Origin of the sequence: Halomonas sp. RT37, assembly GCF_040070525.1 — a bacterium.
Taxonomy (GTDB): Bacteria; Pseudomonadota; Gammaproteobacteria; order Pseudomonadales; family Halomonadaceae; genus Halomonas; species Halomonas litopenaei.
Genome location: NZ_CP098827.1, coordinates 2,360,048 through 2,386,942, shown reverse-complemented (window position 1 = coordinate 2,386,942; position 26,895 = coordinate 2,360,048). Strand labels below are relative to the sequence as shown.

At 63.0% G+C, this 26,895-nt stretch carries 22 protein-coding genes; 5 read left to right on the top strand and 17 right to left on the bottom strand.

Features of this window, described 5'->3' with window-relative positions; all coding sequences use genetic code 11:
- Positions 1–34: 34 nt before the first annotated feature.
- Positions 35–1,450, bottom strand: coding sequence for an MATE family efflux transporter (locus NFG58_RS10065; protein WP_222516796.1), 1,416 nt, complete (start codon positions 1,448–1,450; stop codon positions 35–37).
- Positions 1,450–5,151: a methionine synthase gene (gene metH, locus NFG58_RS10060; protein ID WP_108133418.1), complete on the bottom strand. Its 3,702-nt coding sequence runs from the start codon at positions 5,149–5,151 to the stop codon at positions 1,450–1,452. The genes NFG58_RS10065 and metH overlap by 1 nt, the downstream gene beginning before the upstream one ends.
- 320 nt (positions 5,152–5,471) lie before the next feature.
- On the opposite strand from metH, the gene nfuA reads away from it, so the two are divergent.
- Positions 5,472–6,062, top strand: a complete 591-nt coding sequence (nfuA, locus tag NFG58_RS10055) for a Fe-S biogenesis protein NfuA (RefSeq protein WP_045992189.1) — start codon at positions 5,472–5,474, stop codon at positions 6,060–6,062.
- 458 nt (positions 6,063–6,520) lie between these two features.
- Here nfuA and NFG58_RS10050 read toward each other — a convergent pair whose 3' ends face one another.
- The 6 genes from NFG58_RS10050 to tssI all read right to left on the bottom strand — a co-directional run bounded on the left by NFG58_RS10050 (position 6,521) and on the right by tssI (position 16,053).
- Positions 6,521–6,994 (bottom strand): hypothetical protein, encoded by a 474-nt coding sequence (locus NFG58_RS10050; protein WP_348828086.1) that lies wholly within the window; start codon positions 6,992–6,994, stop codon positions 6,521–6,523.
- A 39-nt stretch (positions 6,995–7,033) separates the two neighbouring features.
- Positions 7,034–7,276, bottom strand: coding sequence for a hypothetical protein (locus NFG58_RS10045; protein ID WP_253029262.1), 243 nt, complete (start codon positions 7,274–7,276; stop codon positions 7,034–7,036).
- A gap of 231 nt (positions 7,277–7,507) precedes the next feature.
- Positions 7,508–7,891 (bottom strand): hypothetical protein, encoded by a 384-nt coding sequence (locus NFG58_RS10040; RefSeq protein WP_157033035.1) that lies wholly within the window; start codon positions 7,889–7,891, stop codon positions 7,508–7,510.
- Positions 7,888–12,255 (bottom strand): RHS repeat-associated core domain-containing protein, encoded by a 4,368-nt coding sequence (locus NFG58_RS10035; RefSeq protein WP_348828085.1) that lies wholly within the window; start codon positions 12,253–12,255, stop codon positions 7,888–7,890. The genes NFG58_RS10040 and NFG58_RS10035 overlap by 4 nt, the downstream gene beginning before the upstream one ends.
- The gene (locus NFG58_RS10030; protein WP_348828084.1) at positions 12,188–12,724 is read right to left on the bottom strand and encodes a hypothetical protein; all 537 of its coding nucleotides are present in this window, start codon (positions 12,722–12,724) and stop codon (positions 12,188–12,190) included. Before NFG58_RS10030 ends, NFG58_RS10035 begins: the two co-directional genes overlap by 68 nt.
- A gap of 107 nt (positions 12,725–12,831) precedes the next feature.
- The gene (gene tssI, locus NFG58_RS10025) at positions 12,832–16,053 is read right to left on the bottom strand and encodes a type VI secretion system tip protein TssI/VgrG (RefSeq protein ID WP_348828083.1); all 3,222 of its coding nucleotides are present in this window, start codon (positions 16,051–16,053) and stop codon (positions 12,832–12,834) included.
- Here tssI and NFG58_RS10020 point away from each other — a divergent pair.
- Positions 16,052–16,429, top strand: a complete 378-nt coding sequence (locus NFG58_RS10020; RefSeq protein WP_348828082.1) for a hypothetical protein — start codon at positions 16,052–16,054, stop codon at positions 16,427–16,429. The genes tssI and NFG58_RS10020 overlap by 2 nt on opposite strands.
- Positions 16,430–16,446: 17 nt before the next feature.
- On the opposite strand, the gene NFG58_RS10015 is transcribed toward NFG58_RS10020, so the two are convergent.
- Positions 16,447–17,481: a DNA-binding protein gene (locus tag NFG58_RS10015; RefSeq protein ID WP_213227851.1), complete on the bottom strand. Its 1,035-nt coding sequence runs from the start codon at positions 17,479–17,481 to the stop codon at positions 16,447–16,449.
- A 537-nt stretch (positions 17,482–18,018) separates the two neighbouring features.
- Between NFG58_RS10015 and NFG58_RS10010 the strand changes: the two genes are divergently transcribed.
- Positions 18,019–19,221 (top strand): site-specific integrase, encoded by a 1,203-nt coding sequence (locus tag NFG58_RS10010; protein ID WP_348828081.1) that lies wholly within the window; start codon positions 18,019–18,021, stop codon positions 19,219–19,221.
- A gap of 121 nt (positions 19,222–19,342) precedes the next feature.
- On the opposite strand, the gene NFG58_RS10005 is transcribed toward NFG58_RS10010, so the two are convergent.
- Positions 19,343–19,501, bottom strand: coding sequence for a hypothetical protein (locus tag NFG58_RS10005; RefSeq protein WP_156088610.1), 159 nt, complete (start codon positions 19,499–19,501; stop codon positions 19,343–19,345).
- Complete coding sequence (locus tag NFG58_RS10000; protein ID WP_348828080.1) at positions 19,501–19,920, bottom strand: hypothetical protein; 420 nt, start codon at positions 19,918–19,920, stop codon at positions 19,501–19,503. The genes NFG58_RS10005 and NFG58_RS10000 overlap by 1 nt, the downstream gene beginning before the upstream one ends.
- Before the next feature lie 173 nt (positions 19,921–20,093).
- Here NFG58_RS10000 and NFG58_RS09995 point away from each other — a divergent pair, with 173 nt between their 5' ends.
- Positions 20,094–20,519 (top strand): SufE family protein, encoded by a 426-nt coding sequence (locus tag NFG58_RS09995; RefSeq protein WP_348828079.1) that lies wholly within the window; start codon positions 20,094–20,096, stop codon positions 20,517–20,519.
- Positions 20,520–20,787: 268 nt separating this feature from the next.
- Here NFG58_RS09995 and yidD read toward each other — a convergent pair whose 3' ends face one another.
- From yidD to NFG58_RS09965, 6 genes are all read right to left on the bottom strand, one after another.
- Positions 20,788–21,087: a membrane protein insertion efficiency factor YidD gene (yidD, locus tag NFG58_RS09990; RefSeq protein ID WP_348816173.1), complete on the bottom strand. Its 300-nt coding sequence runs from the start codon at positions 21,085–21,087 to the stop codon at positions 20,788–20,790.
- Positions 21,088–21,187: 100 nt separating this feature from the next.
- A complete protein-coding gene (hisI, locus tag NFG58_RS09985; RefSeq protein ID WP_213227839.1) occupies positions 21,188–21,631 on the bottom strand; it encodes a phosphoribosyl-AMP cyclohydrolase in 444 nt (147 codons plus the stop codon).
- 5 nt (positions 21,632–21,636) lie between these two features.
- A complete protein-coding gene (locus NFG58_RS09980) occupies positions 21,637–22,155 on the bottom strand; it encodes a transcriptional repressor (RefSeq protein ID WP_348816116.1) in 519 nt (172 codons plus the stop codon).
- Positions 22,156–22,227: 72 nt separating this feature from the next.
- A complete protein-coding gene (locus tag NFG58_RS09975) occupies positions 22,228–23,208 on the bottom strand; it encodes an alpha-L-glutamate ligase-like protein (RefSeq protein ID WP_348828078.1) in 981 nt (326 codons plus the stop codon).
- Positions 23,209–23,211: 3 nt separating this feature from the next.
- On the bottom strand, positions 23,212–24,726 hold the full coding sequence (locus NFG58_RS09970; RefSeq protein WP_348828077.1) for an inactive transglutaminase family protein: 1,515 nt from the start codon (positions 24,724–24,726) through the stop codon (positions 23,212–23,214).
- A gap of 61 nt (positions 24,727–24,787) precedes the next feature.
- Positions 24,788–25,639, bottom strand: coding sequence for an ATP-dependent zinc protease (locus tag NFG58_RS09965; RefSeq protein ID WP_108133627.1), 852 nt, complete (start codon positions 25,637–25,639; stop codon positions 24,788–24,790).
- A gap of 694 nt (positions 25,640–26,333) precedes the next feature.
- Between NFG58_RS09965 and NFG58_RS09960 the strand changes: the two genes are divergently transcribed.
- Complete coding sequence (locus tag NFG58_RS09960) at positions 26,334–26,789, top strand: type 1 glutamine amidotransferase domain-containing protein (protein WP_348816115.1); 456 nt, start codon at positions 26,334–26,336, stop codon at positions 26,787–26,789.
- The last annotated feature ends 106 nt before the right edge of the window (positions 26,790–26,895 follow it).

Below are 26,895 nucleotides of genomic sequence, written 5' to 3'. Positions count from 1 at the left end.
AATTAAAAGGTGTTGATAGGCGTCGTGCGGGGCGCTACACCTTCAGACTCTGCCAGCGGCGGCGTTGCCAGATCACCGCAAAGCACAGTGAGTTGAGCGCGCGGTAGCCTAGCTGACACCACCAGATGCCGGCCAGGCCGAAGCCTTCATGCACGCCGAACCACCAGGCCAGCGGCAGGAAGACCAGCCACTGACCGGTCAAGGTCAGCTGCATCACCGTACGGTTGGCGCCGGCGCCGAGCAATGCCTGGGTGAACACCAGGGCGGCGGCGTCGAGCACGATCATCAGCGCGGTCAGGCGCAGCGGATCGACGCCCAGGGCGATCAGTTCGGGGTCATGTAGAAACAGGCCCAGCACGGCTTCCGGCATCAACGCCATGGGCAGGGACAGGGCAGCGAGCAGCAACCAGGCCATGTGCACCACCTCCCAGCCCCAGCGGTGGGCCCTTTCCGGCGACTCGCGCCCCAGCGCCTCGCCGACCAGGCTCATCGCCGCCATGCCCAGGCCCACGCCGGGCAGAATCAGCAACAGCGATAAGTTGACCAGCACATGGCCCACCGCCACGCTGGCGGTGTCGACCTGACCGAGGATCCAGAACAGCACGGCGTAGCCGGCGGCGAACCAGAGCTGCTGAAAGGAGTGCGGCGTGGCCAGCTTCAGGGTGGTGGCCATGGTGCTGCCGCCGAGTCGCCAAGGCGAATGACACGGCCTGTGACGAGTGCCGCGATGGCCAGGCGTATGGCTCAACCAGGCCCAGATGGCGACACCGGCAAACAGCGACAGGCTGCTGCCGAGCCCGGCACCGCTGACGCCCATGGCGGGCAGGCCCCAGTAGCCGAAGATCAGGCCGATGCTGGCCAGCAGGTTGACCAGATGCATTACCAGCATGATCCGCAGGTACAGGCCGGTCTGCTGGATGCCGTTCCAGTAGCCTCGGTAGCAGAAGATCATCGCCACCGGCAGCAGCGCGATCAGACGCCAGCGAAAGTAGTCCACCGCCATCGACGTCAACCGCGGATCGTCGTTGAGCCAGGCCATGATCGGACCGGCCTGCCACAGACACAGAACCATCAACGGCAGGCCGATCATGACGGCCAGGGTAAGTCCCGCCGCCAGCGGCTCCCCGCGTGGATCGTGGCGCAGCTCAACGCCAAGGTCGGCGGCCGCCGAGGCAACGGGCGTCTGATGGCGTTCGCCATGGCGCCGCGCTACCTGGGCCTGAACCCCCGACGACAGCCCGAACAGGCAGGCGGTGACCATGAACATGGCGTAGCCGCCGATGCCGGCGGCGGCCAGCTCGGTCTCGCCGAGCCGGCCCACCAGGGCGGCATCGAACAGGTTCATCAGGCTCTGGCTCAACATGCCGGCCATGATCGGCAGCGCCAGGCGCAGGATCAGACGCCAGCGCGTCAGGTCGGGCAGCAGGGCCTGTTGTTGCAGGGAACGCATCAGGCGTCGTAGGACAGTACCGGCGACAGCCAGCGTTCCATGACGTCCAGCTCCATGCCCTTGCGACTGGCCAGGGCCTCGACCTGATCCCGGGTAATCTTGCCGGTGGCAAAGTACTTCGACTGCGGGTGGGAGAAGTACCAGCCGGACACCGCCGCCGCCGGCCACATGGCAAAGCTCTCGGTCAGTTCGAGCCCGGTGCTGGCCTCGGCGTCGAGCATGCGGAACAGCGTCGCCTTCTCGGTGTGGTCAGGGCAGGCGGGGTAGCCAGGGGCAGGGCGGATGCCCTGGTACTTCTCGGCAATCAACGCCTCATTGTCGAGCTGTTCCTCGGGTACGTAGGCCCAGAACTCCTTGCGCACCCGCTCATGGATCAGTTCGGCAAAGGCCTCGGCCAGGCGATCGGCCAGCGCCTGCACCATGATGGCGTTGTAGTCGTCGCCCTTGGCCTTGTAGGCCGCAGACAGCTCCTCGACGCCGTGACCGGCGGTGACCGCGAAGCCACCGATCCAGTCCGGCTTGCCGCTGTCCTTCGGGGCAATGAAGTCGGCCAGGCTGTAGCAGACTCCCTCTCGGTTCTTGGTGGTCTGCTGGCGAATATGGTGCAGACGCTCGATCACCTCGCCGCGGGTCTCGTCGGAATAGACTTCGATGACGTCATCATCGACGCTGTTGGCGGGCCAGAGGCCGATGACCCCGCGCGCCTGGATCAGGCGTTCGTCGATCAACTTGCGCAGCATCACCTGGGCCTCGTCGAACAGTTGGCGTGCGGCTTCGCCGACCACCTTGTCGTCGAGGATCTTCGGATACTTGCCGACCAGCTCCCAGCTCATGAAGAAGGGCGTCCAGTCGATACGATCGACCAGTTCGTTGAGGTCGTAGTCCTCGAACACCTTGAGACCGGTAAAGGTCGGCGCCGGCGGGGTATACCCCTGCCAGTCCAGCGCCGGCTTGCGCGCCCGGGCATCGGCGTAGGACAGGTCGGCGGCCTTGGGGCGGCGCTTGGCATTGCGCTCGCGGACCTTGACGTACTCTTCCCGGATCTCGTTGACGTAGGCCTCTTTCAGCCCCGGTGACAGCAGCTTGCCGGCCACGCCCACGGCACGTGAGGCGTCGGTCACATAGATCACCGGCTGCTCGTACTGGGGTTCGATCTTGACCGCGGTGTGCGCCTTGGAGGTGGTGGCGCCGCCGATCAGCAGCGGCAGCTCGAAGCCCTGGCGCTGCATCTCCTTGGCTACATGGACCATCTCGTCAAGCGAGGGGGTGATCAGTCCCGACAGGCCGATGATATCGGCGTTCTCTTCCCGGGCGGTCTTGAGGATCTTGTCGGCGGGCACCATCACGCCGAGGTCGATCACCTCGTAGTTGTTGCACTGGAGCACCACGCCGACGATGTTCTTGCCGATGTCGTGGACGTCGCCCTTGACCGTGGCCATGACGATCTTGCCCTTGGCCTGGGTGTCTTCGCTCTTTTCCGCCTCGATGTAGGGGATCAGGTAGGCCACCGCCTGCTTCATCACCCGCGCCGACTTGACCACCTGGGGCAGGAACATCTTGCCGGCACCGAACAGATCGCCGACCACGTTCATGCCGTCCATCAGCGGCCCCTCGATCACCTCGATGGGGCGGGTCGCGCGCTGGCGGGCCAGTTCGGTGTCATCCTCGATGTAGGCGGTGATGCCCTTGACCAGAGCATGCTCGATGCGCTTCTCGACCTCCCAGCTACGCCACTCGAGGTCCTCCTTCTTCTCACCGCCGGAGCCGTCGCCCTTGTACTTGTCGGCGATATCGAGCAGCCGCTCGGTGCTGTCATCACGGCGATTGAGCACCACATCCTCGACGGCTTCGCGCAGCTCTTCCGGCAGGTCGTCATAGACCGCCAGCTGGCCGGCGTTGACGATGCCCATGGTGAGCCCTGCGCGAATCGCGTGGTAGAGAAATACCGAGTGGATCGCCTCGCGCACCGGATTGTTGCCGCGAAACGAGAAGGACACGTTGGAAACGCCGCCCGACACCATGGCGTGGGGCAGGTGTTCGCGAATCCAGCGGGTAGCCTCGATGAAGTCCACCGCGTAGTTGTTGTGTTCGTCGATGCCGGTGGCGATGGCAAAGATGTTGGGGTCGAAGATGATGTCTTCTGCGGGGAAGCCGATGTCGTCCACCAGCACCCGGTAGGCGCGCTGGCAGATTTCGGTCTTGCGCGCGAAGGTGTCCGCCTGGCCGGACTCGTCGAAGGCCATCACCACCACGGCGGCGCCATGACGGCGGCACTCGGTGGCCTGGTGGCGGAAGGCCTCTTCGCCTTCCTTGAGCGAGATCGAGTTGACCACCGCCTTGCCCTGGATGCACTTGAGGCCGGCCTCGATGATCTCCCACTTGGAGGAGTCGACCATGATCGGCACCCGAGCGATGTCCGGCTCACCGGCGATCAGATTGAGAAAGCGCACCATGGCTTCCTGGGACTCGAGCATCCCCTCGTCCATGTTGATGTCGATCACCTGGGCGCCGTTCTCGACCTGCTCGAGCGCCACCTCCAGGGCGGTGGTGTAGTCCTCTTCCTTGATCAGTCGCTTGAAGCGAGCAGAGCCTGTGACGTTGGTACGCTCACCGACGTTGACGAACAGCGAATCATGCTCGATGTTGAACGGCTCAAGGCCGGACAGACGGCAGGCTCTGCTGCGGTCCGGAATCTGGCGCGGGGGCAGATCCTTGATCGCGCGGTGGATGGCGGCGATATGCTCGGGTGTGGAGCCACAGCAGCCACCGATGATGTTGACCAGGCCACTGCGCGCGAATTCGGCGACGATCTCGGCCATCTCCTCGGGGGTCTGGTCGTACTCGCCGAACTCGTTGGGCAGGCCCGCGTTGGGGTGAGCCGAGACGAAGGTGTCGGCCTTGGTCGACAGCTCCTCGACGTAGGGGCGCAGCTCCTCTGCGCCGAGGGCACAGTTGAGGCCCACGGTCAGCGGCTGGGCGTGGCGCACCGAATTCCAGAAGGCCTCGGTGGTCTGGCCCGACAGGGTGCGCCCGGAGGCGTCGGTAATGGTGCCCGAGATCATTACCGGCAGGCGCTCGCCGGTCTCGTCGAAGATCTCTTCGAGGGCGTAGATCGCCGCCTTGGCGTTCAGGGTGTCGAAGATGGTCTCGATCATGATCAGATCGGAGCCGCCTTCGATCAGTGCCAGGGCTGCCTCGCGGTAGTTGTCACGCAGGGCATCGAAGGTCACGTTGCGCTTGGCCGGGTCATTGACGTCCGGCGACAGCGAGGCGGTGCGCGAGGTAGGGCCAAGCACCCCGGCCACGTAGCGGGGCACCCCGGTCTCTTCGCCGACGTCGTCGCACACCTGGCGGGCCAGCCGAGCGGCTTCGCGATTGAGCTCCGGGACCAGCTCCTCCATGCCGTAGTCCGACTGGGACAGGCGGGTCGAGTTGAAGGTATTGGTCTCGAGGATGTCGGCACCGGCCAGCAGATAGTCGCGATGGATGCGCGCCACCAGGTCCGGGCAGGTCAGAGCCAGCAGATCGTTGTTGCCCTTGAGGTCCGACGGCCAGTCCTTGAAGCGCTCGCCGCGGAAGTCTTCCTCGCTCAAGGCCGCATTCTGCAACATCGTGCCCATGCCGCCATCCAGCATCAGAATGCGGTCTTTCAGGCTATCGATGAGGCGGGCTGTCTGAGGGGTCGGTGCTGCTACGGCCATGGGCGGGTGTGTCTCCAGCTAGACGCTTGTCAGGTCGACGAACGATAAAATTTTTATGGGCCAGCGCTTGTGTCCACGCGGCAGGACCCCCATGTGCATGCCGGAATACACGGCGATGTCTCGGGAGTCGGTCGAAGGGGCCATATGGTACCAAAGCACCGGGCCTGGCGGCAGGGGCAGCGTACCTGCGCAGGCGGAAACCAAAATCCGAGTAAAATACTCGGGATTGAGTCTGACGCAGGTGTCGCTTACCATGGTCCTGACCAAACCCGCGGGGCCACAGCGCCCGCTGTCAGGCGGGGCGAACTAGCGAGAGACCCATGAGCGAGAATATCCAGATCACCGACAGCGCACAGGACTACCTGGCGGAGCTGCTCGAGAAGCAGAACGTCGAAGGTATCGCGGTGCGGATCTTCATCACCCAGCCGGGCACGCCCTACGCCGAGACCTGCCTGGCGTACTGCCGGCCGGGCGAGGAAGAGCCCAGCGACGAGCGCCTGGAGCTTTCCAAGATCGCCGTCTATCTCGACGCCAACAGCATTCCGTTCCTGGAAGAGGCGGTGGTCGACTTCAACGCCGACCGCATGGGCGGCCAGCTGACCATCAAGGCGCCCAACGCCAAGATGCCCAAGGTCAACGCCGACAGCCCGCTCGAGGATCGCATCAACTACATCCTCTACAGCGAGATCAACCCGGGCCTGGCGGCCCACGGTGGCGAGATCAAGCTGATGCAGCTGACCGACGACCAGGTGGCGGTGCTGGCCTTCGGCGGCGGCTGTCAGGGCTGCGCCGCGGTGGACCTGACCCTCAAGGAAGGCGTCGAGAAGACGCTGATGGAGCGCATCCCGGAACTTGCCGGCATCCGCGACGTCACCGACCACACCGACACCACCAACGCCTACTACCGTTGACGTTCAACCGCGCCGACTGGCGCACTGAGGTTCCGCCCTCAGGATCAAAGGTGAATCAACAACGCCGCTCCATGGAGCGGCGTTGTGGTGTTTGGGTAAACCATTAGGGGTAGGGGCGCGCGAGACTGGTTGGGGAGCGACAGGCACCCCCCCTGTCGAGCCGGTGTCTGCGATCAGCCCTCCACCGAAGTCATAGCGGAACTGCCGGCGGTCGCTGTTCTGGTTGGTTAGCGCCGAGAGCCGCAGCAGGCAGTCGTAGTGGTAGCTCGAATATAAATAATAAGAGCTGGACCATGGGGGCACGGCGTTCGGTCGGCTCGCCCTTGCCGCTTGTCGTTGTGAAGAGTCGATAGTGCTGGTTGGTAGGGGCGTGACCTCCCGAAACTTTATATGGCGAACTCCACATCCAGCGTCGAAGAGCCGGATGTTTTCTGCATCCAAGAGTTTGAGAAAGCCACTTACCCTGAATACATGGATTCAATCATTATTCTAAGATGTTTGCTTCCAGGTTCTTCTCCCCATGACTCCATTAGCTCTGAAGATAATTTGTCGCAATGTGCTATTACATCTTTTCCAGAAACTTTATTCCCACACAAAGTTAAAGCACCACCAAATATGTTGGAGATTTCATCGACTAGAGCACCAAATTGTCCTATATATTTAGAGTCTAATGTTGCCAGCGGGTATTCAAGTTCAATTTTGTCGATCGGATCTTGTGCGTCCACAAGTTTTCCGGAAAGAAAAAGCTTTAGCTGTATGATTGTTTCAGATTGCCACGCAGGGGCTTTCTCTTTCCGATAAAAACTATAAGTGTCATAATTTAAGTTTGCTCCGGCGGTCTTAAGGATTCTGTTTGACTCACCAGGGGAGTACACCCTAGGTAAGTCAATAATTACGGACACTGTCTGATGAAATTCATCGTTATTATTCATAGGATTCCTTTTGTGGTAGGTACTGTATGCCTGAATGCATCAACCGCACCATGCCGAGCTGCCCTGGTGACGGCGCACTTCGCGATGCAGGTCGTCGCGCTCGAAGGCCATCAGCTCGCGCTGGTCCAGGGTCATGGCGTGGACATGGCCGGAGCCATAGCGCAGCCAGGCCAGGGTCTGGCCGTCGGGCAGGGTGGTGGTCTCGCGGTTGCCCAGGGCGTCGTGGGTGTGGCGGGTGACGCTGGAGTAGTCACCGCCGTTGGGCAGCTGATGACGCTGCACCTCGGCGATCAGGTTGTCGGCGGTGTCGAAGTGAAAGCGCGTCTCGCTGTGGCGGCTGGCCCTTGCCGCCTGTCGTTAGATAGAGCCAATAGCGGGTGCGTTAGTCGGTAGGGGGGGGTTATGAGCTCTCGATATTTTCCCGGTTGCATTCCACATCCAGCTACGAAGAGCCCTATTTAGTTGCAGAAGATGGGGTTTGTTGGCCGTTTGATAATATACGAGACATTGCAATTAATAATTGCTGTCATGCATAGTTAAATGATGTGTTCTCATTGTCACGAACGGTTTTTGTGGGTTTTTTTCTAAATCTGTTTCCACAAATATTAGACTTCCCCCAATAGATACAATTAATAGTCCATCTTCTTCAATTGCTACCACCTCCCCAGTTAGCTCAATACTATCTTTTCCTTCCTTTATTTTTGGTTGTTTTGAGTTTGCACCAAGTATTGTTGATCCCCACCAGAGTTTCTCGTCAATATCTATCTCAACATCATAATTCTCGTTTTTTATTGGCATATTTCCCAGCCATATAGCCTTCCCTCTTCCTAAGGGGCTGGCAAAGTTAACAAAAGTATTTTTATTGAGTACTTTGATCTCTTCGATTTTTACATTCATCGCGATGTCTTTCTCTGTGGAACCCTAATAACAGTGTTATCTACATTCATAACATTGTTTTCTGTATCCAGCGACCAGATTTCTTCGTGATAATGATGTTTGGTGGAGGAACTATTCATTTCATGGGAACCGTAACGGATACTGCGAGCACCATCTGAAGATACGATTCTATCGCGGTCGGGAGCACCCGTTCGAGGATGAATATCAGTGTGAGGTCCCGGACCCAAAAATTCGTCCCATCGGTCTGTTGCGTCCTCTGGTTTGACAGGTTTATTACTGTAGGTCTCATTGTGGTAACCCCGCCGAGGAACCCCCGAATCAGGACAGTTACACCCATTGTCCCTACTCAACCCCAGCGGATCCACCCATCCTGTCGGATTGGGGGCGTACATGTACAGGTTTTCGCCGCCGGCCAGTCCTATCGGGTCCTGGGTGGTGAAGCGTCCCGTCTCTGGATCATAGTACCGATGGCGGTTGTAGTGCAGCCCGGTTTCTTCATCCAGGTACTGACCCTGGAAGCGCAGCGGATTGTCGGTGGTGCTGGGGTTGCCGTGGCCGTCACTGGCCTTGGTGAGCTCGCCCCAGGCGCGGTAGTGGCCGACCCAGGCGAGCTTGCCGTCGCATTCTGCCAGCTCCATCGGGGTGCCGAGGTGGTCGGTGTGGATGCTGTAGAGCGTCGGCTCGGTTGGCTGGTGTTCGGTGTAGAGCACCGCCCCGGTGCCGCTGCGAGTGTGGACGGCCTCGAAGCGGTTTTCGAGCTTGGCGGCAGGCACGAAGCTGTCGGGTTCGAACAGGTAGACCACCCGCCGTTCGGGGGTGAGGCCGGGGTACTCGAGCCGATGGCAGCGCTGGGCGATCGGTAGCGAGTGAGGCCGTTCGGGGTTCTCGCGGGCCAGTTCCAGGCGTTCGGGGCGAAACAGCGGCGGCAGGCCTCCGACAAAACGCTCTTCGCTTTGCAGCAGGTCACCGTCCCAGTTGAACACCGTCAGCTCACTGGGCTGGCCTAGTCGGTTCACCTCTTTCCACACCCGTCGGCCGAGGCCGTCGTAGGCGTAGCGGGCACGCATGCGCGGCACAATGTCATCGCCTGCGGCGGGGGCATGGGGGTAGTGGCAGGCCTCGATCAGCCGGTGTTCGGGGTCGTACTGGTAGTGCCAGGTCTCGCCGCTGGGGGCGATGCGTCGGGTCAGGTTGCCGCTGGCGTCGTAGTGGTAGTGGGTGCCGGCGTAGCGCTTGAGCAAGTTGCCCATGGCCGGCGACAGGCTGGCCGGTGCGCCTGGGTAGTCGAGGCGAATGCGCTCCTCGGATCCGTGGTCGAGGTGATCACGGGGGCGCTCGCGTCGCCAGCGGGTGGCGTCGGAGGGCAGGGTGTTGCTGCCGTTTTCGCTGGTTCGTTCTGGCGGCACGGGATCGACCAGATTGCCGGCCGGGTCGAAGGCGAACACTTCCTCAAGCCCTGGGGCGCTTGCCTGGCGCAGCCGGCCCAACGGGTCGTAGCCGTAGCGGGTGGTGCCACGCAGGTTGTCGTCCACCTGGCTGAGCAGGCCGTTGGCACTGTAGTGCCACTGGCGCCTGACGGTGGGGTGTCGGGGGCGGTCCTCGACGGATGCTTCGAGGGTGCGAATGTGCTGCTCGATCAGGCGTCCCAGCGGGTCGAAGCGTGACTCGACCTCGCGGCTGCCCTGGTGGCGGCGCACCTCGCGATGCAGGTCGTCGCGCTCGAAGGCCATCAGCTCGCGCTGGTCCAGGGTCATGGCGTGGACATGGCCGGAGCCATAGCGCAGCCAGGCCAGGGTCTGGCCGTCGGGCAGGGTGGTGGTCTCGCGGTTGCCCAGGGCGTCGTGGGTGTGGCGGGTGACGCTGGAGTAGTCACCGCCGTTGGGCAGCTGATGACGCTGCACCTCGGCGATCAGGTTGTCGGCGGTGTCGAAGTGAAAGCGCGTCTCGCTGTGGCGGCTGGCCGCGCGGGTCAGGCGTCCCAGCGGGTCGTAGCCGTAGCGGGTGGTCAGCGCGGGCTGGCCCGGTCGCTGGCTCTCGCGCTCCAGCACCCGGCCCATGGCGTCGCGGGTGAAGGTGGTGACCAGCTCGCCTTCGCGACGCTCGATCAGGGCGCCGCCATCGTCGTAGCGGTAGTGGCGGGTGCGCCCGTCGAAGCCGGTGTCCTCGATCAGTCGTCCACCGCCGTCATAGCGGAACTGCCAGCGGTCGCCGTTCTGGTTGGTCAGCGCCGACAGCCGCAGCAGGCGGTCGTAGTGGTAGGCGAAACGCTGGCCCATGGGGTCCCGGCGCTCGATCGGCTGGCCCTTGCCATTGTAGCGATAGCGGGTGCGCTGCCCGGTGGGATCGAGATACTGGGTCAGCCGGCCTTCGCCGTCGTGGGAGAAGTGCTCGATGGCGCCGTCGGGGTGCTCGACGCTCAACAGCAGGCCGGTGGCGTCACGGGTGTAATGGGTGCGATGCCCGGCGGCGTCACGGCGCTCGATCAGCCAGCCGCGGTGGTCGTAGCGAAACTGGGTGGTCTTGCGTGAACAGTCGCTGGCACTGGTCAGCCGACCCTGGTCGTTCCAGCGGTACTGGTAGGTGTTGCCGGCGGCGTCGGTCATCGCCGTGAGCAGGCCGCGCGCGTTGTGACTGAAGGTGGTGACACGCCCGCTCGGGGCGATTTCTTGCAGCGGCAGCCCGCGTTCATCGAAGCGCAGCGAGCGTTCGCGTCCGTCAGGCTCGGTGACGCGCACCGGCAGGCCCTTGTCGTCGTAGTCGATGCGGGTGCTCAGGCCCTGGGGATCGACCGTCTCGATCAGCCGACCCTGGTCGTCATAGCGATAGTGGGTGGTGCGTCCTTCGCCGTCGATATGGCGGATCAGCCGGCCGTGCTCGTCCCAGCGCCAGTGCTCGCTGCCCAGCGCCGGGTGGAAGGGGTGAGTGATCGACTCGATCTGGTTGTGATAGTTGTAGCGGTAGAAGGTCACCACGCCGTCGGCGTCGGTGACGCGGGTGTACCACAGGCCGCGATGGTACTCGAAGCGGGTGTCTTCGCTGCCGTCTTCCAGGCGGTTGCGTACGCAGCGCGCATCGTGAGCGGCGGGCAGGGCGCCCTCGGCCTTGCCCGGCCAGTCCCACTCGAGCTCCACCGCCAGGCCACTGCGGTGGGTGTAGCGGGTGACCAGATGGTGCTGGTACTGGTACTCGCGGGTGTAGCCGCGCATATCACGACTTTCGATCAGATCACCGTCGGCGCTGTGCTGGTAGCGGACCAGCACCTCGGGCTCGTGCGCCTCGGCGGCTTCGTCATTGTGTTTGGTGACGTCCGCCCCGGGATAGTGGCGCACCACCTTGGCCAGCAGCCCCGCGCTGCTGTAGTGAAAGCGCAGCAGCAGGGCGGCGCCGTCGGTCAGCCGGTCCAGTCGGCCCTGGCGATAGCTCAGGTGCAGGGCGCGGCCGTCGCGCTCGCGCTGCTCGACCAGGCGGAAATGGACGCGCTCGCCCGGCCCGGACTTGCCGATGCGGCGGTAGAGCTCCTGACTGCCGTCGAGGTAGTGAAGCCGGTAGTGCTCGCTGTCGGGGTGTTCCAGGGTCACGCTTTCACGCGGGAGGAAGCGGCTGCCGCCCACCTCGATGGGCTCGATGGGCAGGGCGCGGTTCAGGCTGTCGATAAAGGTCAACTGCTCGCCCAGGGCCTCGAAGCGGGTATGGAACGGGCTGCTCCAGCGGGCGCCCAGCTCGCTGTCATCGAGTTCGTCGATGCTGGAGCGGTAGTAGCGGGTCCACTCGACGTCGATCAGCCCCGGTACGCTGAAGTCGGTGTGCCACAGGTTCTCGTCACCCATCACATAGTCCACGGGGTTGGGACTGGTGGGGGTGGGGCGATGCAGCGAGCACACGCAGCCGGCCGGAGTGGCGCTTGGCTCGGCTTCGTGGCGGGTGGTCTGGCGATTGTCTGCCGACAGGTAGTGGACCGTATGTTGCCCGGTGACGGCGGTGCCCTGGTGATTGACGCCCCTACTTTGCGACGACCGGCGGCGAGTCGCCTGGGCCAGGTCGCGTATCATCGGCAACAGGCGCTCGAACCCGGCGTTGACCATGGACCTGGCCATCCCGCCGAGCTGGCCGAGGAAGGCGATGAGGCGCTGACGGTCGTCACCAAAGGCCTCGAGCAGGCGGTCAAAGGCAATGAATACGACACGCTTGCCTTTCTCGAGAAGGTTCCACCACTCGGGGTTTTTGTCGATCAGGCCGGCCTGGGTGGCGGCATCGACCGGGTTGTTGATGAACTCGGCGAGTTTGCCGACGATGGTGTCAATTTCGCGCAACAGCTTCGGTTTCTGTTCCTCGAGCTTGGAGTCGAGTTCTGCCAGAAAATCCATCGCCGCACCGCCGGCCTTGGTTGACCAGAATCTGAGCGGCGATGTCGACGCCTTCACCGCGGGCAAACGCCTGTATGCCCTCACGGGTACCCACGCGGATAGGGCGGGAGGCGTTGCCGACGGCGGGCACCAGACCGATGGCGTCGATCACCAGCACCGCCCAGAGCCAGACGTTCTGGTAGTTCGGCGTGCCGTCTACGTCGTTGCCATCGAGGTCAACCACGTCGCGAGCGACGTCGCCGATGGCCATGACGTTACCGACCACCGGCAGCATGTAGGCGGCCTGGACGACCACGTCGAGTACCGTGACGGAATCTTCCTCCACGTCCATCATGATCACGGCTTCCGGGGTCTCGCCTTCGCTGTAGGGCTCGGCGGTGATCACCCGGCGGTGATTGAGTGCCTCTTTCAGAGGATCGTGGTCCAAACCTGGAATGACGTGGTTGCCCCAGCTTGTTCTCGCGACCATGCTAAGTTTCCTTCCTTATGTCCCCACAAGAGGGCGCCATCCCTGATGCATTTAGTGAGGTATTGACCGCTACCCACCGAGCCCCTTGGCGATATTGGCCTGTCGACTCAGGAGCGTTTCTTCGGTGATCCACCAGGCCAGCCTGGCGACGTCAGGTCGGTGTCCTGAGCGTGAGGGGTGTCCTTGAGGTCGCCGAATGTCGGCCTGGTGGGGACGTCACCCTTCCAACCGGGTGATGACAGCTCGGTATTGCCAAGCCCTGGGAGCTGCTCCTGAAGCTTCTCCTGCGCGATTTTTTCGAGTTGTGTCCTGGCTTGCTGACCGACTCGCCCCGGAAGAGCGCTCGGGATGTCACCTGGGATGGTTGGCAACGGAGGCCCCTCGGGCCAACCTGGCGACGATAAACTCGCGCCGGAAGTGTTTGGCCTTCCTCCAGGCGTACCACCTGTCCAGCCGGGAGACTGAAGGAGGCTGGGCGCTTGGGGAGGCGATCCCTGATCTCTGGAGCTGCCTGACACAGCAGTCTGGGTGTCGCTGGACGTGGTGGCGTACGTTGGCTTGATCGGCACCTTGACGGGCCATGCCTGGGGCCGTTTGTCGATTTCTCGCGGGTCCTGGAAGTACTCGACCTGGACACCCCCCAGAGGCAGCCCAGACAGCGTTGCCTTGCCGGCGGCGTCCAGCACCCCTTGGCGTACCGAGCCATCGGCGAGGAAAGCGCGATAGCGGGCGCCGGGCACCGGCCGACCGTTGCCATAGAGGTGTTCAAGATCCAGGTTGGAGGGTTCGGTTTCTGGAAGGTTGTCCAGCGGATAACTCAGACTCGTGGGCCCGCCAAACAGGTGCTGGCTGCCCTTGACGTCGATAGTGCCGGGGGCGTGAATTTCGATGTCGCCACCCTTGAGTCGGATATAGCCGCCACCGCAGGTCAGCAGCACTTCCTCGGCAGCGGCAATGTGCACGGCGTCTTCGGTGGAGGTGATGCTGAGCTTTTTCTCTGCTGTCAGCACCATCTCGTCGCTCTGGGCCTGTACCTCGACCTTGCCCTGGGCGGCGAACAGCTTGATCCCGGCGCGCTGGACGAACAGCGACAGCCGGTCGGCGATGCTGGCGACCAGGCGTTTGCCGGCGGCCAGGTTGATGTCTTCGCTTGCGGTGACGCTCAGCGACTTGCCCTGGGCCAGGTGGGTAGACTGGGGGGTGCTGATGGCGATGCCCGCCGGGGAGGCCAATTGCAGCCAGGGCTCCTTGAGTCGCGCGGCCTCGCCACGCCCACCTTTGCTTGCCGTTGTCGCACTGCTGCCGTCGAAGGCTGCGGCAGAGTCGGCACTACCGTGGCGCCCCTGGGCGTCGTCGCTGGCCTTGTGCAGGTCGGTGCGGCTGGCAAGCGCCTCGGCGTCGTGGTCGACAGCGCTGTCGCTGAGGCTGTCGGCAAGCTGCCAGGCGCTTTGTAGCTCGCGCCAGGCGGGGCGCATGTCGAGCTGCTCACCGTTGGCACCCAGCTGTCCCCAACTGCTGACCAGCAGGCCCTGGTTGGCGCGCACGGCGCCGTAGGCGTCGGTGCGCAGCTCGAAGCCGGTGCCACGAAAGTCGCCGCGGGTATTGCCGTGCTGGTGGATCAGATAGCCGAGGTTCAACTGGCTCTTGGCGTGCTCGGAGTTGAGCCGCACCCGCTCCTGGTCGGTGGCGTCATCGAACACCAGCTCGTTGTACTTGCCGCCGCGATAGGTCTTCGACTTGAAGCCCGACAGCAGGCCGTTGGAGTGCCATTCCGGACGTTCATCGCCGTTGTAGACCCGGCCGGTGATCAAGGGGCGATCCGGGTCGCCCTCGAGAAAGTCAACGATCACCTCCTGGCCGATGCGCGGGACAAAGACCGCGCCCCAGCCGGCGCTGGCGTTGGGCTCGCTGACCCTCAGCCAGCAGCTCGAGCCAGCGTCGTGGTGACCCAGCCGGTCCCAGTGAAACTGCACCTTGACCCGGTTGAGCCGGTCGGTGTGGATTTCCTCGCCTTCCGGCCCCACCACGGTGGCGGTCTGGGGGCCTCCCATCACCGGGCGCGGATGGTCGAGGCTCGAGCGATAGGGCAGGCACAGGCGCTGGGTCTCGATGTCGACCAGATAGTGGCCGGTGCCGGCGCGCTGGTAATCGTCACGGTGGAGGCTGGAGCCTTTATCCGAGAGATCCAGCCCGTGGGCGCGACGCGCCTGATCGAGCTGTTCCTGCAAGCTTCCGGGCAGGGTCGACAGATGCGCCGATACCGGCAGGGCATTCTCTGCATGCAGGGTGAGGCCCAGCACCAGAAACTCGCGCTCGCTGTCGTCGCCGCGCTCATGCTGGCCATGCTGGGTCAGGGTAAAGTGGCCACCGACCTGAAGCTGGCGGGCGCCACCGGCACCATGGAAGCGCTTGGCGCGGGACTCCAGGGCTTCCAGACGATTGACCGCCAGTCGTTCACCGCGACGGTGGTCCGGGTAGTAGTACTCGCCTGGATAATCGTAGACCTCGGTGTCCGGCAGGTGGCCCTGGTCGCGGATGGTGTCCTGGGCGATGTCGCTGGGGTGGCGAGGCTGCTTGTAGTTGAAGGTGGCGAGGCTTACGCGGGTGGGCTGCTGCTGACGGTGCCCACCCCACTGGGTCAGTGCGTCCTCGGCCTCGGTGGCGGCCTGGCGATGGAAGCGGATGGCCTGGGGGGTGACCGCTGGGCAGGTATCTACGCTGTCGGTGACCACCAGGCAGTGATCGCCTTCGCCATGGCTGAAATAGAAAAACAGTCCTTCTTGTTCCATCAGCCGGTTGACGAAGTGGAAGTCGCTCTCTCGGTACTGCACGCAGTAGCTGCGCGCGGGGTAGTCGCGACGAAGATCAAAGCGGTAGCGCCCCTTGGCGATCTCGTGGCCCTGGAGTACCGCCTCGATCACCTCGGTGACGTTCTTGTCCTGGAAGATGCGGCTGTCACGACCGAGGCTCAACAGGGATAGCCAGGGCACCAGCACCAGTTGGTAGTAGTAGACGCCACCGTCTTCGCCGAGCAGGGCGGCGGAGTCGACCAGGCCAGAGAGCGGACGGTAGCCGCCGTCGGCCTGGCGGATCTCGATCAGTGCCGGCTGGGCGATCAGCGACTTGAGCTCGATGTCGCCACGCTGGGAGATCACGTCCAGGGTGTAGCAGAAGGGGCGCGAAATGGCCTCTTCACCGACCAGGCGATGGGGGATCAGCGATTGCCCGCCCAGATGAAACTTGAGCAGGCGCTGATCCTGACTCAGTGTGACATCGAAGGCACCCAGCAGGTCGCTTGGGCGATACGAGGACCAGGAGGGATCGTCCATGCTCAGCACCCTCCTGCCAAACGTGCCCACCCGGTGGGCGCCGATGGAAGACGCAGTGATGAGCGCAAATGATGGGGAGCAGATGGCATGGCGGTTCCTCCCTGAACGATTCCGTCAGTCCGAATCTGGAGGATCTTACCGGCGGGACGGGGCCCGGGCAGCAGGGGAAAGGCGTTTTCAGAAAGGGCTTACGCAGGAAAACGACATGTCGAGCAAGCTGTGCCTTGGCAACACCGCAAACCGGGCATTGAAGGAGGCGGTGCACGCCGCTTGGGCCCTGAATGGCGGCTTGTGGTTTGCAGTGCCGCTGCGCTGGATCCCGGGCGTGCCGTGTGAATGCCACCCTATGCAATCACACGGCCAGGCCGCTGCCTGAATCCTGGAGGCGCAGCCCTAGGGCGAAGAGGTCTGTTGTTTGGCGTTTCCGCTGGATGTGCCTTCGTTGTCATCGGCGCGTTCGCGCTGTTGTCTGGCCAGCGCCCAGATCTTCTCGTCAAGCTTGGCCTCGAGCGCCTTGAGTCGCTCTGACTGATTTGCCAGCAGGCGCCTCTGCTCTTCGATACGCTCGTTGAGCAGGTCTACCTCGTGGCCTCGAGCGCGCAGGTTCTCCTCGGCTCGCGAGCGCTCCATCTGCGTCTCGCGATGGCGCTTTTCCTCTTCTGACAGTTCGCCCCGCAGTGCCTGAAGCTGCTGCTGCAACACCTCCTGGCGCTGATCGGCCTGCTTGAGGCGCTGGGCATGGGCCTTTTCCGCACTTTGTCGTTCCTGGCGTGCTTCGTCCAGCATGGCCATCAGCCGCGCCTCGGCGGCCTCGTGGCGCTGTTCTTCCTGGGCCAGGCGCTCGCGATGCTGCTTCTGCTGGTCATCCAGCGCCTGCTGGTACTCCCTGCCTTCACGCTCCTTGTCCTGCTGCAGACGATCAAGCTGAGCTTCGAGCTGGGTGGCGCGCTCGCCTTCCTTGATGAGCTGCTGCTCCAGCGCCTGATTGGCGCTCGCCAGTCGTGCCGATTCCGAGGCCGCCTCCTGCAGGCGCTGCTCCATGGATGACAGATGGGCCGACAGGGCGCTTTCGCGCTGTTCGGCGTCCTCGGCGCGACGATCAGCGGCGGCCACCTTTTCAAGCGCGCCTTCCACGTTGCGATCGGCCTCCTGGCGATAGTGGGCCAGGTTTTCCGCTGCCGCCTCCTGGGCCTTGCTCCAGAGCTCTTCGGCCAATCCCTGAAGCTCCACGGGCATCCCCTGGGGTGGCGGAACGTCTCGTCGCTCTTCCCGGCGTGAACGCCATTCGCGCAGATGTTCGCTGATGGTGGTGAAGCTGCCGGTGCCGAGTATCTCTCGGACCTTCTGAACGCTGGGGGCTTCCTGCTGCTTGAGCAGGGTATCCACCGCTCGTTGAACGTCGTCGTAGGTGATCCCGGTACGGGCCATGAAGCTCTCCTTGTGCGGTGGTCGATTCCGCCAGCGGCTGATCATGCCTGAATGCCCCCTCGCTCGCCATGCTCCGGTTCGCTTTCTGTGACACCCGTTGGCACTGCCTAGCGGTGTCGTCATGTGAGCGGTGCTCACATTCCTGCGAACCCCTGCCTGCTCCGTGAGGGGGCGGCTGATGCCGCCAGCCATCATTTCCATTAAGCAAAGGCGATAGTACGTGTAATTACATAACGCGTAAATACGTAGGCATATTTATGATATTCGACAAAAAATCAAGATTACGCGCCTTATCTTGAGTTTTTGCTCCTACAGCTGCAGTATTCAAAGGGGAGAGGGCGCATAAGGGCGCATAGAGGCCCGGGTGTAGCGAGAGGGGGTGGCAAATGGCGTGGCCAGAGCCAGAGAGTAGAACAAAGGCGACGCGTGATATCACGCGTGCTGCGACAGGAAAGGACGCGAAAAGCACTGCAACTTCAGCGATCATCCATGAAAAAGGGGTCTTTGGTCTGATGTGGATTCAAGGTGTGACAATGCATGAGTAACCATCCCACAGTACCGGCACAGGACGGCAGGGCGATCGTCGGCAGCACGCCGGGGGGCACCCTGGTCGACGGCGAATTACCGTCTTCGTCGTCCCCGAAGGCCCTGATCGAGGCGGAAGATGACTGGCAGGCGGTGGCTCACTGGTTTGCCGAATACGCCGGCAGTGCGCAGACCCAGCGCGCCTACCGCCGCGAGGCCGAGCGGCTGCTGCTGTGGCTTGAAGAGCGCCGCCTTTCGTTGGCCCAGATGACCCGGGGTCACCTTGATGAGTTCGAGACCTTTCTCGCCGACCCGCGCCCCCGTGAGCAGTGGGTAGGACCGGTCAGGCCGCGTCAGGATCCTCGTTGGCGACCGTTTCGTGGCCCACTGTCGCCGGCAAGTCGACGCCAGAGTCTGGTGATCCTGCAAGGCATGATGGCCTGGCTGGTCGAGGCGGGCTGGCTGTCGCGCAACCCGTTTCGATTGATGCGCGACAAGCGCAGGCGACTCAACAATGGCCAGCGGCGTGTCGAGCGCTATCTGGAGCGTCCGCTGTGGGACTGGCTGTGGGCCTGGCTCAATGAGCCACTGGAGCCAGGTGCCGACCGACGAGCCAGATTTCTCTGGATCAGGCGGCGACTGGTGTTCGGCTTTGCCTACCTGCTGGCCCCGCGGATCAACGAGATGAGCCAGGCGCGCATGGGGGATCTGGTGAGGCGGGAAGGGCGCTGGTGGTGGCAGGTGGTCGGCAAGGGCGGCAAGTTTGCCGAGATTCCGGTGCCGCCCGACATGATCGAGCTGGTCCGGGAGGCGCGGACGCTCTACGGCGAGCCGGCCGATCCCGCCAGGGATCCAGCGCCACTGTTGAGACGCCTGGATGGTAAGACCGCGCTAGGTGACAACCAGTTGTACCGACTGATACGCACGACCTTCAGCCAGGCCGCGGACTGCCTGGAAGAGCAGGGCGGAGATCCCCAGGCGGTGGCACGGCTACGACAGGCTACGCCGCACTGGCTCAGGCATACCGCTCTGACCCATCAGGCCCAGGCGGGCGTGGAGCTTCGTTATCTGGCGCAGTCGGCACGTCACTCACGCCTGGAGACGACGACACGCTACCTTCACACCGAAGACGAGGAATGGCATCGCCAGCAGTCGCTGCACGGCCTTGGCCAGGCAGAGGGACCAAAATGGGGGCAAGGGAAGGGGGGAGAATAAGGAATGAAGAAACAGCCCCCCTGGACAGGTTTCTGGCTGGGGGCGGCTAGCAGAATCCGCCAGTAGAACCCGCCAGTAGAACCCACCAGTGGAGCCCGCCAATGGAGCCAACCAGGCAATCCTAGTGCTCGAGGGGGCCGCGCTTTCGGGCGATATAACGATTGGCGTGCTCGGTGAGCGCCTTGACGTCGGACTTGTAGCCACGGTCGAGTCGGTAGGCGGCCACCGCCAGCGCCAAGGTGGCGCCCAGCATGATCAGCATGGCGATATGGAATGTCATCACTTGTCCCTCCAGGTGAGCAGGGCCTTGGCATAGGATGCCACGAGTGCCAGACCAAAGCCAACGAAGGCGCCCCAAAGCGGCTTGGCCGTGCTGGCCACCACCAGCGTCGCCCCCGAGCTATCCTTGTCGGCGAAGAACAGCGCAATCAGCGAAAGCGCGCCGACGGTGGTGCCCGCGCGATCGGCCAGATCCAGCAGATTGGTAAGGATGACCGCTCGCTTGGCCCGTCGCTGGGCGGCCAGGTGAGCGATGATCTCTTCCAGCTGCTGCTGCGTCAGGCCTCGCTCGGAGGCCGGCGTGCCAGTCTTGCCGGCCCGTGACGAGCCCAGGTACTGGTCGAGCTCCTTTTCCAGTGCATCGAGTCGTCTATCACGTGAGCGATGCGGGCCCTGTCCTTGGGGGTCTGGCGCTTGCATGTCGATCTCTTTATGTAGCTTAGGCGGCGAGCGACAGCGAGTGCTCCGTTGTCACCCGCTCAAGGCGAATTCTAGCATGACGCCTGGCCGGGTTCTCCGAACCGGGGCTGACCGGGGGAGGACGACGGCGGGGCCTGGCAGGTATAATCCTGGCAGCATTCTAGGGAGTCACCATGACCACGACGAGTACCGCAGAACAGGCCCAGCAGGAGCTGCTGGAAGAGTTTGAACTGTTCGACAACTGGATGGACCGCTATCAGTACATCATCGACATGGGCAAGGCACTGCCGGCCTTCCCCGATGAGCACAAGCGTGACGAGCTGAAGATTCAGGGCTGTCAGTCCAATGTGTGGATGCACCACGAGCGCCAGGGCGACACCCTGCACTTTGCCGCCATCTCGGACGCCGCCATCGTGTCAGGGCTGATCGCCGTGCTGATGCGCATCTACAACGAGCGAAAGCCCAGCGACATCCTCGCCACCAGTCCGCATTTTCTCAAGGACCTGGGTCTCGACAAGCACCTGTCGCCGACCCGCAGCAATGGCCTCAACGCCATGCTCGAGCGCATCTATCGCGTCGCGGAGCAGGAAGCTGCCTGACGCTTGAACCCTGGGCATCGACGAGGCGCCCGCGTCAGTCCGCTGATCTCGAGTCGCTGTCGCCGCGCACCTCAAACCACTCGTCGAGCTCCGGATCCTGGCGGCAAAGCCTCTCGCTGGGCCCGCCAGGCACGGGATCGATGCCGCCCTTGGCGCCAGGATGGCAGCGCAGAAAATGGCCTCAACGCCATGCTCGAGCGCATCTATCGCGTCGCGGAGCAGGAAGCTGCCTGACGCTTGAACCCTGGGCATCGACGAGGCGCCCGCGTCAGTCCGCTGATCTCGAGTCGCTGTCGCCGCGCACCTCAAACCACTCGTCGAGCTCCGGATCCTGGCGGCAAAGCCTCTCGCTGGGCCCGCCAGGCACGGGATCGATGCCGCCCTTGGCGCCAGGATGGCAGCGCAGAATACGCTTGAGCGCTAGCCAACCGCCCCGTATCGGACCGTGAACCGTTATGGCTTCGTGACTGTAGTGCGAGCAGCTTGGCCAGTAGCGACAGCGTGGGCCCAGCAATGGGCTGATGACACCCTGGTAGAGGCGAATCAGCGCCAGTAACGGCCATGCCAGCCAGCGCTTCGGTCCGCGCGCCCGGGGTGATGGCTCCTGCGCGGGGGGCGATCGATCATCGCGACCACGACTGCTGTCAGCCCCGGCCGTCGCCGGTGACTCAGGATCCCTTGGTGTAGAGCTCATCGGGATCGATCAGCGCAGCGCTGTTGATGCGGGCGCTGTCAGCTTCCAGGGACAGATAGAAACAGCTACGACGGCCGGTATGGCAGGCTGGACCGGTCTGCTCGACCTGCAGCAGCAGCGTATCGCCGTCACAGTCCAGCGACGCACTCTTGAGATGCTGCTGCTGGCCGGAAGACTCGCCCTTGCGCCACAGCTTGGCGCGGGAGCGGGAGTAGTAGCATACCCGGCCAGTGCGCAGCGTTTCCTCCAGCGCTTCCCGGTTCATCCATGCCATCATCAGCACTTCGCCGCTATCGTGCTGCTGGGCGATCGCCGGCAGCAGGCCATCGCCGTTGAATCGCACATTGGCCAGCACCTCTTCGAGAGAATGACGGCTATCGCAGGGTTCGCGCTCGAGGCGTTTGAGCAGGTCGGTCATGGGGCTCAGGTGGCGTCCTTGGGGGTGGAAGAGGCTGTATTGACTGGATCAACGGTCGCGTCGGCACGCTCCTCGGCACCATCGTTGCGGCTGCCTTGGCAGGCCTGGCACAGGCCAAGCAGTTCGATGGTCTGGCGCTGTACCTGGAAGCCCAGTGTCCTGGCACGACTTGCCAGTTGCTCGTTGATCTCGTCGAGGTGCAATTCCTCGACGCGCCCGCAGTCCCGGCAGATCAGCAACTGGAAGCGATGGGCATGCTCGGGGCAGGGGCAAGCGACGTAGGCATTGAGCGACTCGATGCGATGTACCAGTCCCTGTTCGATCAGGAACTCCAGCGCACGGTACACCGTCGGGGGGCGCGCGGCGGCGTGATCCTTGGCTAGCCGATCCAGCAGATCGTAAGCCTTGAGGCCGCCACTGGCCTCACCGATCAGTTCCAGTACACGTCGCCGGATGGGGGTGAAGCGCACGCCACGATGTGCGCAGTGAGCTTCAGCCTGTTGTAGCAGGGCGGTTTCGGTCATGGGGTCCAATATTCACGAAGCGGCAACCTAGTCTACGCGCTGGCCCGCCGGCGGGCCAGACACGCGAAACTGTCAAATGGCTTCTGCCGGGGCTTCCTGCAGCTCGCCCTGGCGGGCGAAGTGGTGCTGGGCGAAGGCCACCCGCTCGGCAGCGCTGCGCTCCTCGGTCTGCGCCTCGATCAGATCGAGGCGTCGCCGCAAGCCTTCGCCATTGGCCATCTGGATCGCCAGGCCAGGGCGGGCGTTCAGCTCGAGCAACATGGGGCCGCGGTCACGATCGAGCACCATGTCGGTGCCGAGATAGCCAAGCCCGGTCATCTCGTAGCAGCCGGAGGCGAGTTCAAGAAGGGTGGTCCAGCCAGCGATCTGCAGGCTGGCCAGTTCATGGCCGGTATCGGGATGATCGGTGCGCGAACGATCGAACTGGACGCCTCGTACGGCGCGCCCGCTGGCGATATCGATACCGACGCCCACCGCGCCCTGGTGCAGGTTGGCCTTGCCGTCGGAGGCGGCAGTGGACAGCCGCATCATCGCCATCACCGGGTAGCCCTTGAACACGATGACACGGATATCCGGCACGCCTTCGTAGGTATAGGCAGCGAAGGTGGTATCGAAGTTGATCAGCCCCTCGACCAAGGCAACGTCCGGGGAGCCCCCAAGCGAATAGAGCCCCGAAAGGATATTGGAGACGTGGCGTTCGACATCCTCGATATCCAGCTCCGCGCCGCTGGGCTTGATGAAGTGCTTGCCCTCGACGCGCTCGATGACCAGGATGCCCTTGCCGCCGCTGCCCTTGGCCGGCTTGATCACAAAACCGTTGTGGCCCGCCAGCATCTCGCTGATGTGCTTGACACTAAACTGGGTCGACACCGTACCGATATGCTCCGGCGTGGTGATGCCGTATTCCTGTGCCAGCAGCTTGGTCTTGAGCTTGTCATCCACCAGCGGATATAGCTTGCGACTGTTGTAGCGACCGATGTAACGGATGTTACGCCGGTTCATGCCGATGATGCCCTTGGCCTTGAGCTTGCCGGGACTGGTCCAGTTGAGCATGGCTCAGTCCTCCGTGACTGGCTTGAAACGACGCAGTTCGAGCAGCCGGTAACCGGTGTAGTTGCCCAGCAGCAGGATCAGCGCCATCAGGATGAGCTGCAGGCCGAGGAAGTTGAAGGTGATGTGGCGAATCCACGGATTGTTCATCGCCAGATAGGCCAGTACCGCGGTCAGCAGGCTGCCGCCGCCCTGGATCAGCACCTCCTTGGGGCCTTCTTCTTCCCACAGGATCGACATCCGTTCGATGGTCCAGGACAGGATGATCATCGGGAAGAAGGTGATCGTCAGGCCCGCATTGAGGCCAAAGCGATAGGACAGCACGGTGAAGATCGAGATGATCGCTATCACCGTTATTATCACCGCCGTCACCCTGGCCACCAGCAATAGATTCAAGTGTGACAGATAGCTGCGGATGACCAGACCGACGGCCACCACCAGCAGAAACCCGACCAGGCCGGTGAGCAGGGTGGTCTGGATGAAGGCCAGGGCAATCAGTACCGGCATGAAGGTACCGGACGTCTTGATGCCGATCAGCACCCGCAGCAGCACCACCACCAGCGCACCGATCGGGATCAGCAGGATGGTCTGGAACAGCGCCTGCTCCTCGAGCGGCAAGCTGTGAATCGAGAAGTTGAGCAGGGTATCGCTGTCCTCGGCGAGCTGGCTGCGCACTGCCGCCGCGGCGGGCTGATTGCGTACCAGCATGGAGAAGGAAATACGTGAATCGCGACCGCCTTCCACCTCGAGCACGGCATTGCCAGCGCTTTCCCACATCAACAGGTTGTCGGGCTTGCCCTGTTCGCCGGTAGCCGGATTGAACAGGGCGCGCCTGTCGCCGTCATAGACCTGTATCCACGAGGTCAGGCTCTGGCGCCGACGGCCGCTGTCGAGCATCAGGCCACTGACCTCACGGGCGGCAACGCCGGCCTGGTTCAACAGGCGCACGGCTAGCGGCACACGATCGAACTGGGTCAGCAGTAGCCTGGCATTTTCCCCCTGGCGGTCATCGGCGAATTCGCTCAGCAATTCACGGGCGAAGGTAAAGGCGTCGGACGAGCGTGCCCAGGCGCGGTCGATCACCTGCTGGGCGGCGGTGTCGTAGGGACGCTCCCAGGCGACATCGGTCACCGGCGGCGGCGGGGGCGGAGCGGTTGCCTTGCGGGCACCTTCGGTCACCAGTACCTGGGCGGTGTAGTAGAGGCGCTGATCGCCCACCGCCTCGCGGGTGGACCACTCGGCGCGACGTGCGCCGTTTTCCTGCAGGAACGCCAGGCCATAACCCGGCGAGGCGGTGTGCTCGGTCAGCACCCGAAAACCGGCCTGAGAGGAGGGCAGGGCCATGTCCACCTTGGCCGGCTCGCCCTGGCCATCGAAGGTGACCTGAGCCTCGATTTCCCAGACCTGGCGCTGTTCACCCGGCGTCCAGGGGACCTCGAATTCCACGTGGCGGTGAATGCTCATCGCGATGCCAACCACCATCAGCAGGGCGACGATCAGATAAAAGGGCAGTCTGGACATGGGTCTTCCTTAATCGGGAGCGAAAGGCCGACGCCCCGGGGCGTCGGCACACAGCGTTATCTCAGGGCTGTTCCTGATCATCACGATCGGCCGCTTCCTCGTCGGCGGCTTCGCTGGCCGATTCCCCTCCTGGGAATTCGGGACGGTCGTGCAGGTAGTGGCGTGCCACGTCGATGACGGCGATATCCAACAGGAAACGACGGCCAAGCAGGACGGGATAGCTCAGGTGGGTGCGGTCGTTCAGGGTGAATTCGACCTGTTCACGCAGCGGGCCGAGGGTCATCAGCAGGCTGACCACGGGGCGGCTTTCTTCACCGTTGGCCTGGACGATGGTCACCTTGCGTTCTACCGGCGCCTCGATCCATTCATCGCGCACGGCCTCGACCACCGAATCCTCTTCATTGAGGCCCAGCTTGAAGCGCACCCATTCGTCACCATCCCGTTCGAAGGTGGTGACATCGGTAGCGGACAGCGATGAGGTATTGGCCCCGGAGTCGATCCGCGCCTTCAGATAGGTGCCCACATCGGGCAAGCCAACCCACTCGCTGCGTCCCAGCAGTTCCTTGTTGTCGATACCGGATTCGGTGCTGGCCTCACACTGCGTCGTCCGAGGACCGGGCTCCGCGCTGCCGCGCTCGAGCCCGGCCAGATCTTGGCGTACGCCGCGCAGCAGGCTACCGACTTCGCGGATATCGGCGGTCATGCGGCGATCCTGCGCCGCCTGTTCACTGAGCATGTCGTGGGTCAGGTCGCAGCGTCCCGCCAGGCGCGTCTCGAGCCCTCGGATCTCGGCGTGAAATTCCGAAGGCGTGAGAGGCTCAGGAGGAGGCGGAGCGTCGACCGGTGCCAGAGCACAGCCACCGAGCATCGCGGCGGCGGCCAAAGAAAGAAAACGAGTCGGTCGGAGGGGCATGACGCTAGCGTCCTTGTATCGGCATCGACAAAAATGGTGTGACTCGACAAGACCACTTCCGAGGAAGCTAATCGAACGAGACAAATTGAAGCGATGATAAGGAGCGACGCCAGCGCTGTCCATGCTGGGGCCGGGTTGATCACGCCTCAGGTGCTCCGCTGTACTGCTGAGAACCGCCCACAATCCCGAGCCCGCACCCCTGGAAAAGCGCAAGGGTGTCTACTGAGCGGGGCCCATGTCTACCTCATCAGAAATCGGGACAATAGACCCAAGGAGTTGCCTGAGTATTGGCGGCTACACAAGTCCCTATACACGCCCCTGGGCATTCCGCTTCCACTATGCAGAACCTTTCGTGCTTTGCTGAAGCTAGCACGAGGCTGACTACAATAACGCAACAAGATAGCGACAGAGTCGACTACAAGGTTCAACGTTCTCGTCGGAGCCCTCGCCATGGATAACAAGATTCTTGTGGTAGTGACCAGTCACGCCAAGTATCCCAATCATGATCGAGCCACGGGTCTGTGGCTAGGTGAAGCCGTGCATTTCATCGATCATGTCGAACAGGCTGGCTGGACCTGCGACATCGCAAGCCCCAAGGGGGGCTATACGCCCATCGATCCCCACAGTCTGGCGGCCGCCGAAGCGATTGACTGGGACTACTATCAGAACAAGGACTTATCAGAACAAGGACTTCATGAACCGCCTGGGTACGACGCTGGCCCTGGACGAGGTCAACGCAGCGGACTATCGGGCAATCTATCTGGCGGGCGGGCATGGAGTCATCTGGGACTTTCCGGGCAACGAGACGCTCCAACGCCTGTGTCGGGACATCTACGAGGCAGACGGTATCGTATCCTCTGTGTGTCACGGTGCCGTGGGCTTGCTCAATGTGACCCGGGATGATGGGGAATACCTGATCAAGGGCATGAAGGTGACCGGCTTCTCCAATCACGAGGAGCACCTGGCCAAGCTCGACGACATCGTGCCGTTTCTTACCGAAACGGAGCTTGTCGAGCGTGGCGGGCTCTATTTGAAGGCGGATCGCGCCTGGGAGCCATTCGCCGTAGTCGATGAGCGGCTGGTCACCGGGCAAAATCCAGCCTCGGGCCGACGCGTGGCCGAACTGGTGCTGGAAGCGTTGGGCGACTGATCACCGTCGGTCAGCAAGATCTCTTCTATCCGGACATCACCATGGCAGCCAGACATCGTCAGGGAAGACGCACGATAGCGATTATCGTCATCACGGCGCTGGTCGC

Coding starts and splice junctions, on each gene's coding strand:
- NFG58_RS10065 (WP_222516796.1), bottom strand. CDS start 1,450: ATGCGTTCCCTGCAACAACAGGCCCTGCTGCCCGACCTGACGCGCTGG.
- metH (WP_108133418.1), bottom strand. CDS start 5,151: ATGGCCGTAGCAGCACCGACCCCTCAGACAGCCCGCCTCATCGATAGC.
- nfuA (WP_045992189.1), top strand. CDS start 5,472: ATGAGCGAGAATATCCAGATCACCGACAGCGCACAGGACTACCTGGCG.
- NFG58_RS10050 (WP_348828086.1), bottom strand. CDS start 6,994: ATGAATAATAACGATGAATTTCATCAGACAGTGTCCGTAATTATTGAC.
- NFG58_RS10040 (WP_157033035.1), bottom strand. CDS start 7,891: ATGAATGTAAAAATCGAAGAGATCAAAGTACTCAATAAAAATACTTTT.
- NFG58_RS10035 (WP_348828085.1), bottom strand. CDS start 12,255: ATGGATTTTCTGGCAGAACTCGACTCCAAGCTCGAGGAACAGAAACCG.
- NFG58_RS10030 (WP_348828084.1), bottom strand. CDS start 12,724: ATGGTCGCGAGAACAAGCTGGGGCAACCACGTCATTCCAGGTTTGGAC.
- NFG58_RS10020 (WP_348828082.1), top strand. CDS start 16,052: ATGCTCAGCACCCTCCTGCCAAACGTGCCCACCCGGTGGGCGCCGATG.
- tssI (WP_348828083.1), bottom strand. CDS start 16,053: ATGGACGATCCCTCCTGGTCCTCGTATCGCCCAAGCGACCTGCTGGGT.
- NFG58_RS10015 (WP_213227851.1), bottom strand. CDS start 17,481: ATGGCCCGTACCGGGATCACCTACGACGACGTTCAACGAGCGGTGGAT.
- NFG58_RS10010 (WP_348828081.1), top strand. CDS start 18,019: ATGAGTAACCATCCCACAGTACCGGCACAGGACGGCAGGGCGATCGTC.
- NFG58_RS10005 (WP_156088610.1), bottom strand. CDS start 19,501: ATGACATTCCATATCGCCATGCTGATCATGCTGGGCGCCACCTTGGCG.
- NFG58_RS10000 (WP_348828080.1), bottom strand. CDS start 19,920: ATGCAAGCGCCAGACCCCCAAGGACAGGGCCCGCATCGCTCACGTGAT.
- NFG58_RS09995 (WP_348828079.1), top strand. CDS start 20,094: ATGACCACGACGAGTACCGCAGAACAGGCCCAGCAGGAGCTGCTGGAA.
- hisI (WP_213227839.1), bottom strand. CDS start 21,631: ATGACCGACCTGCTCAAACGCCTCGAGCGCGAACCCTGCGATAGCCGT.
- NFG58_RS09980 (WP_348816116.1), bottom strand. CDS start 22,155: ATGACCGAAACCGCCCTGCTACAACAGGCTGAAGCTCACTGCGCACAT.
- NFG58_RS09975 (WP_348828078.1), bottom strand. CDS start 23,208: ATGCTCAACTGGACCAGTCCCGGCAAGCTCAAGGCCAAGGGCATCATC.
- NFG58_RS09970 (WP_348828077.1), bottom strand. CDS start 24,726: ATGTCCAGACTGCCCTTTTATCTGATCGTCGCCCTGCTGATGGTGGTT.
- NFG58_RS09965 (WP_108133627.1), bottom strand. CDS start 25,639: ATGCCCCTCCGACCGACTCGTTTTCTTTCTTTGGCCGCCGCCGCGATG.
- NFG58_RS09960 (WP_348816115.1), top strand. CDS start 26,334: ATGAACCGCCTGGGTACGACGCTGGCCCTGGACGAGGTCAACGCAGCG.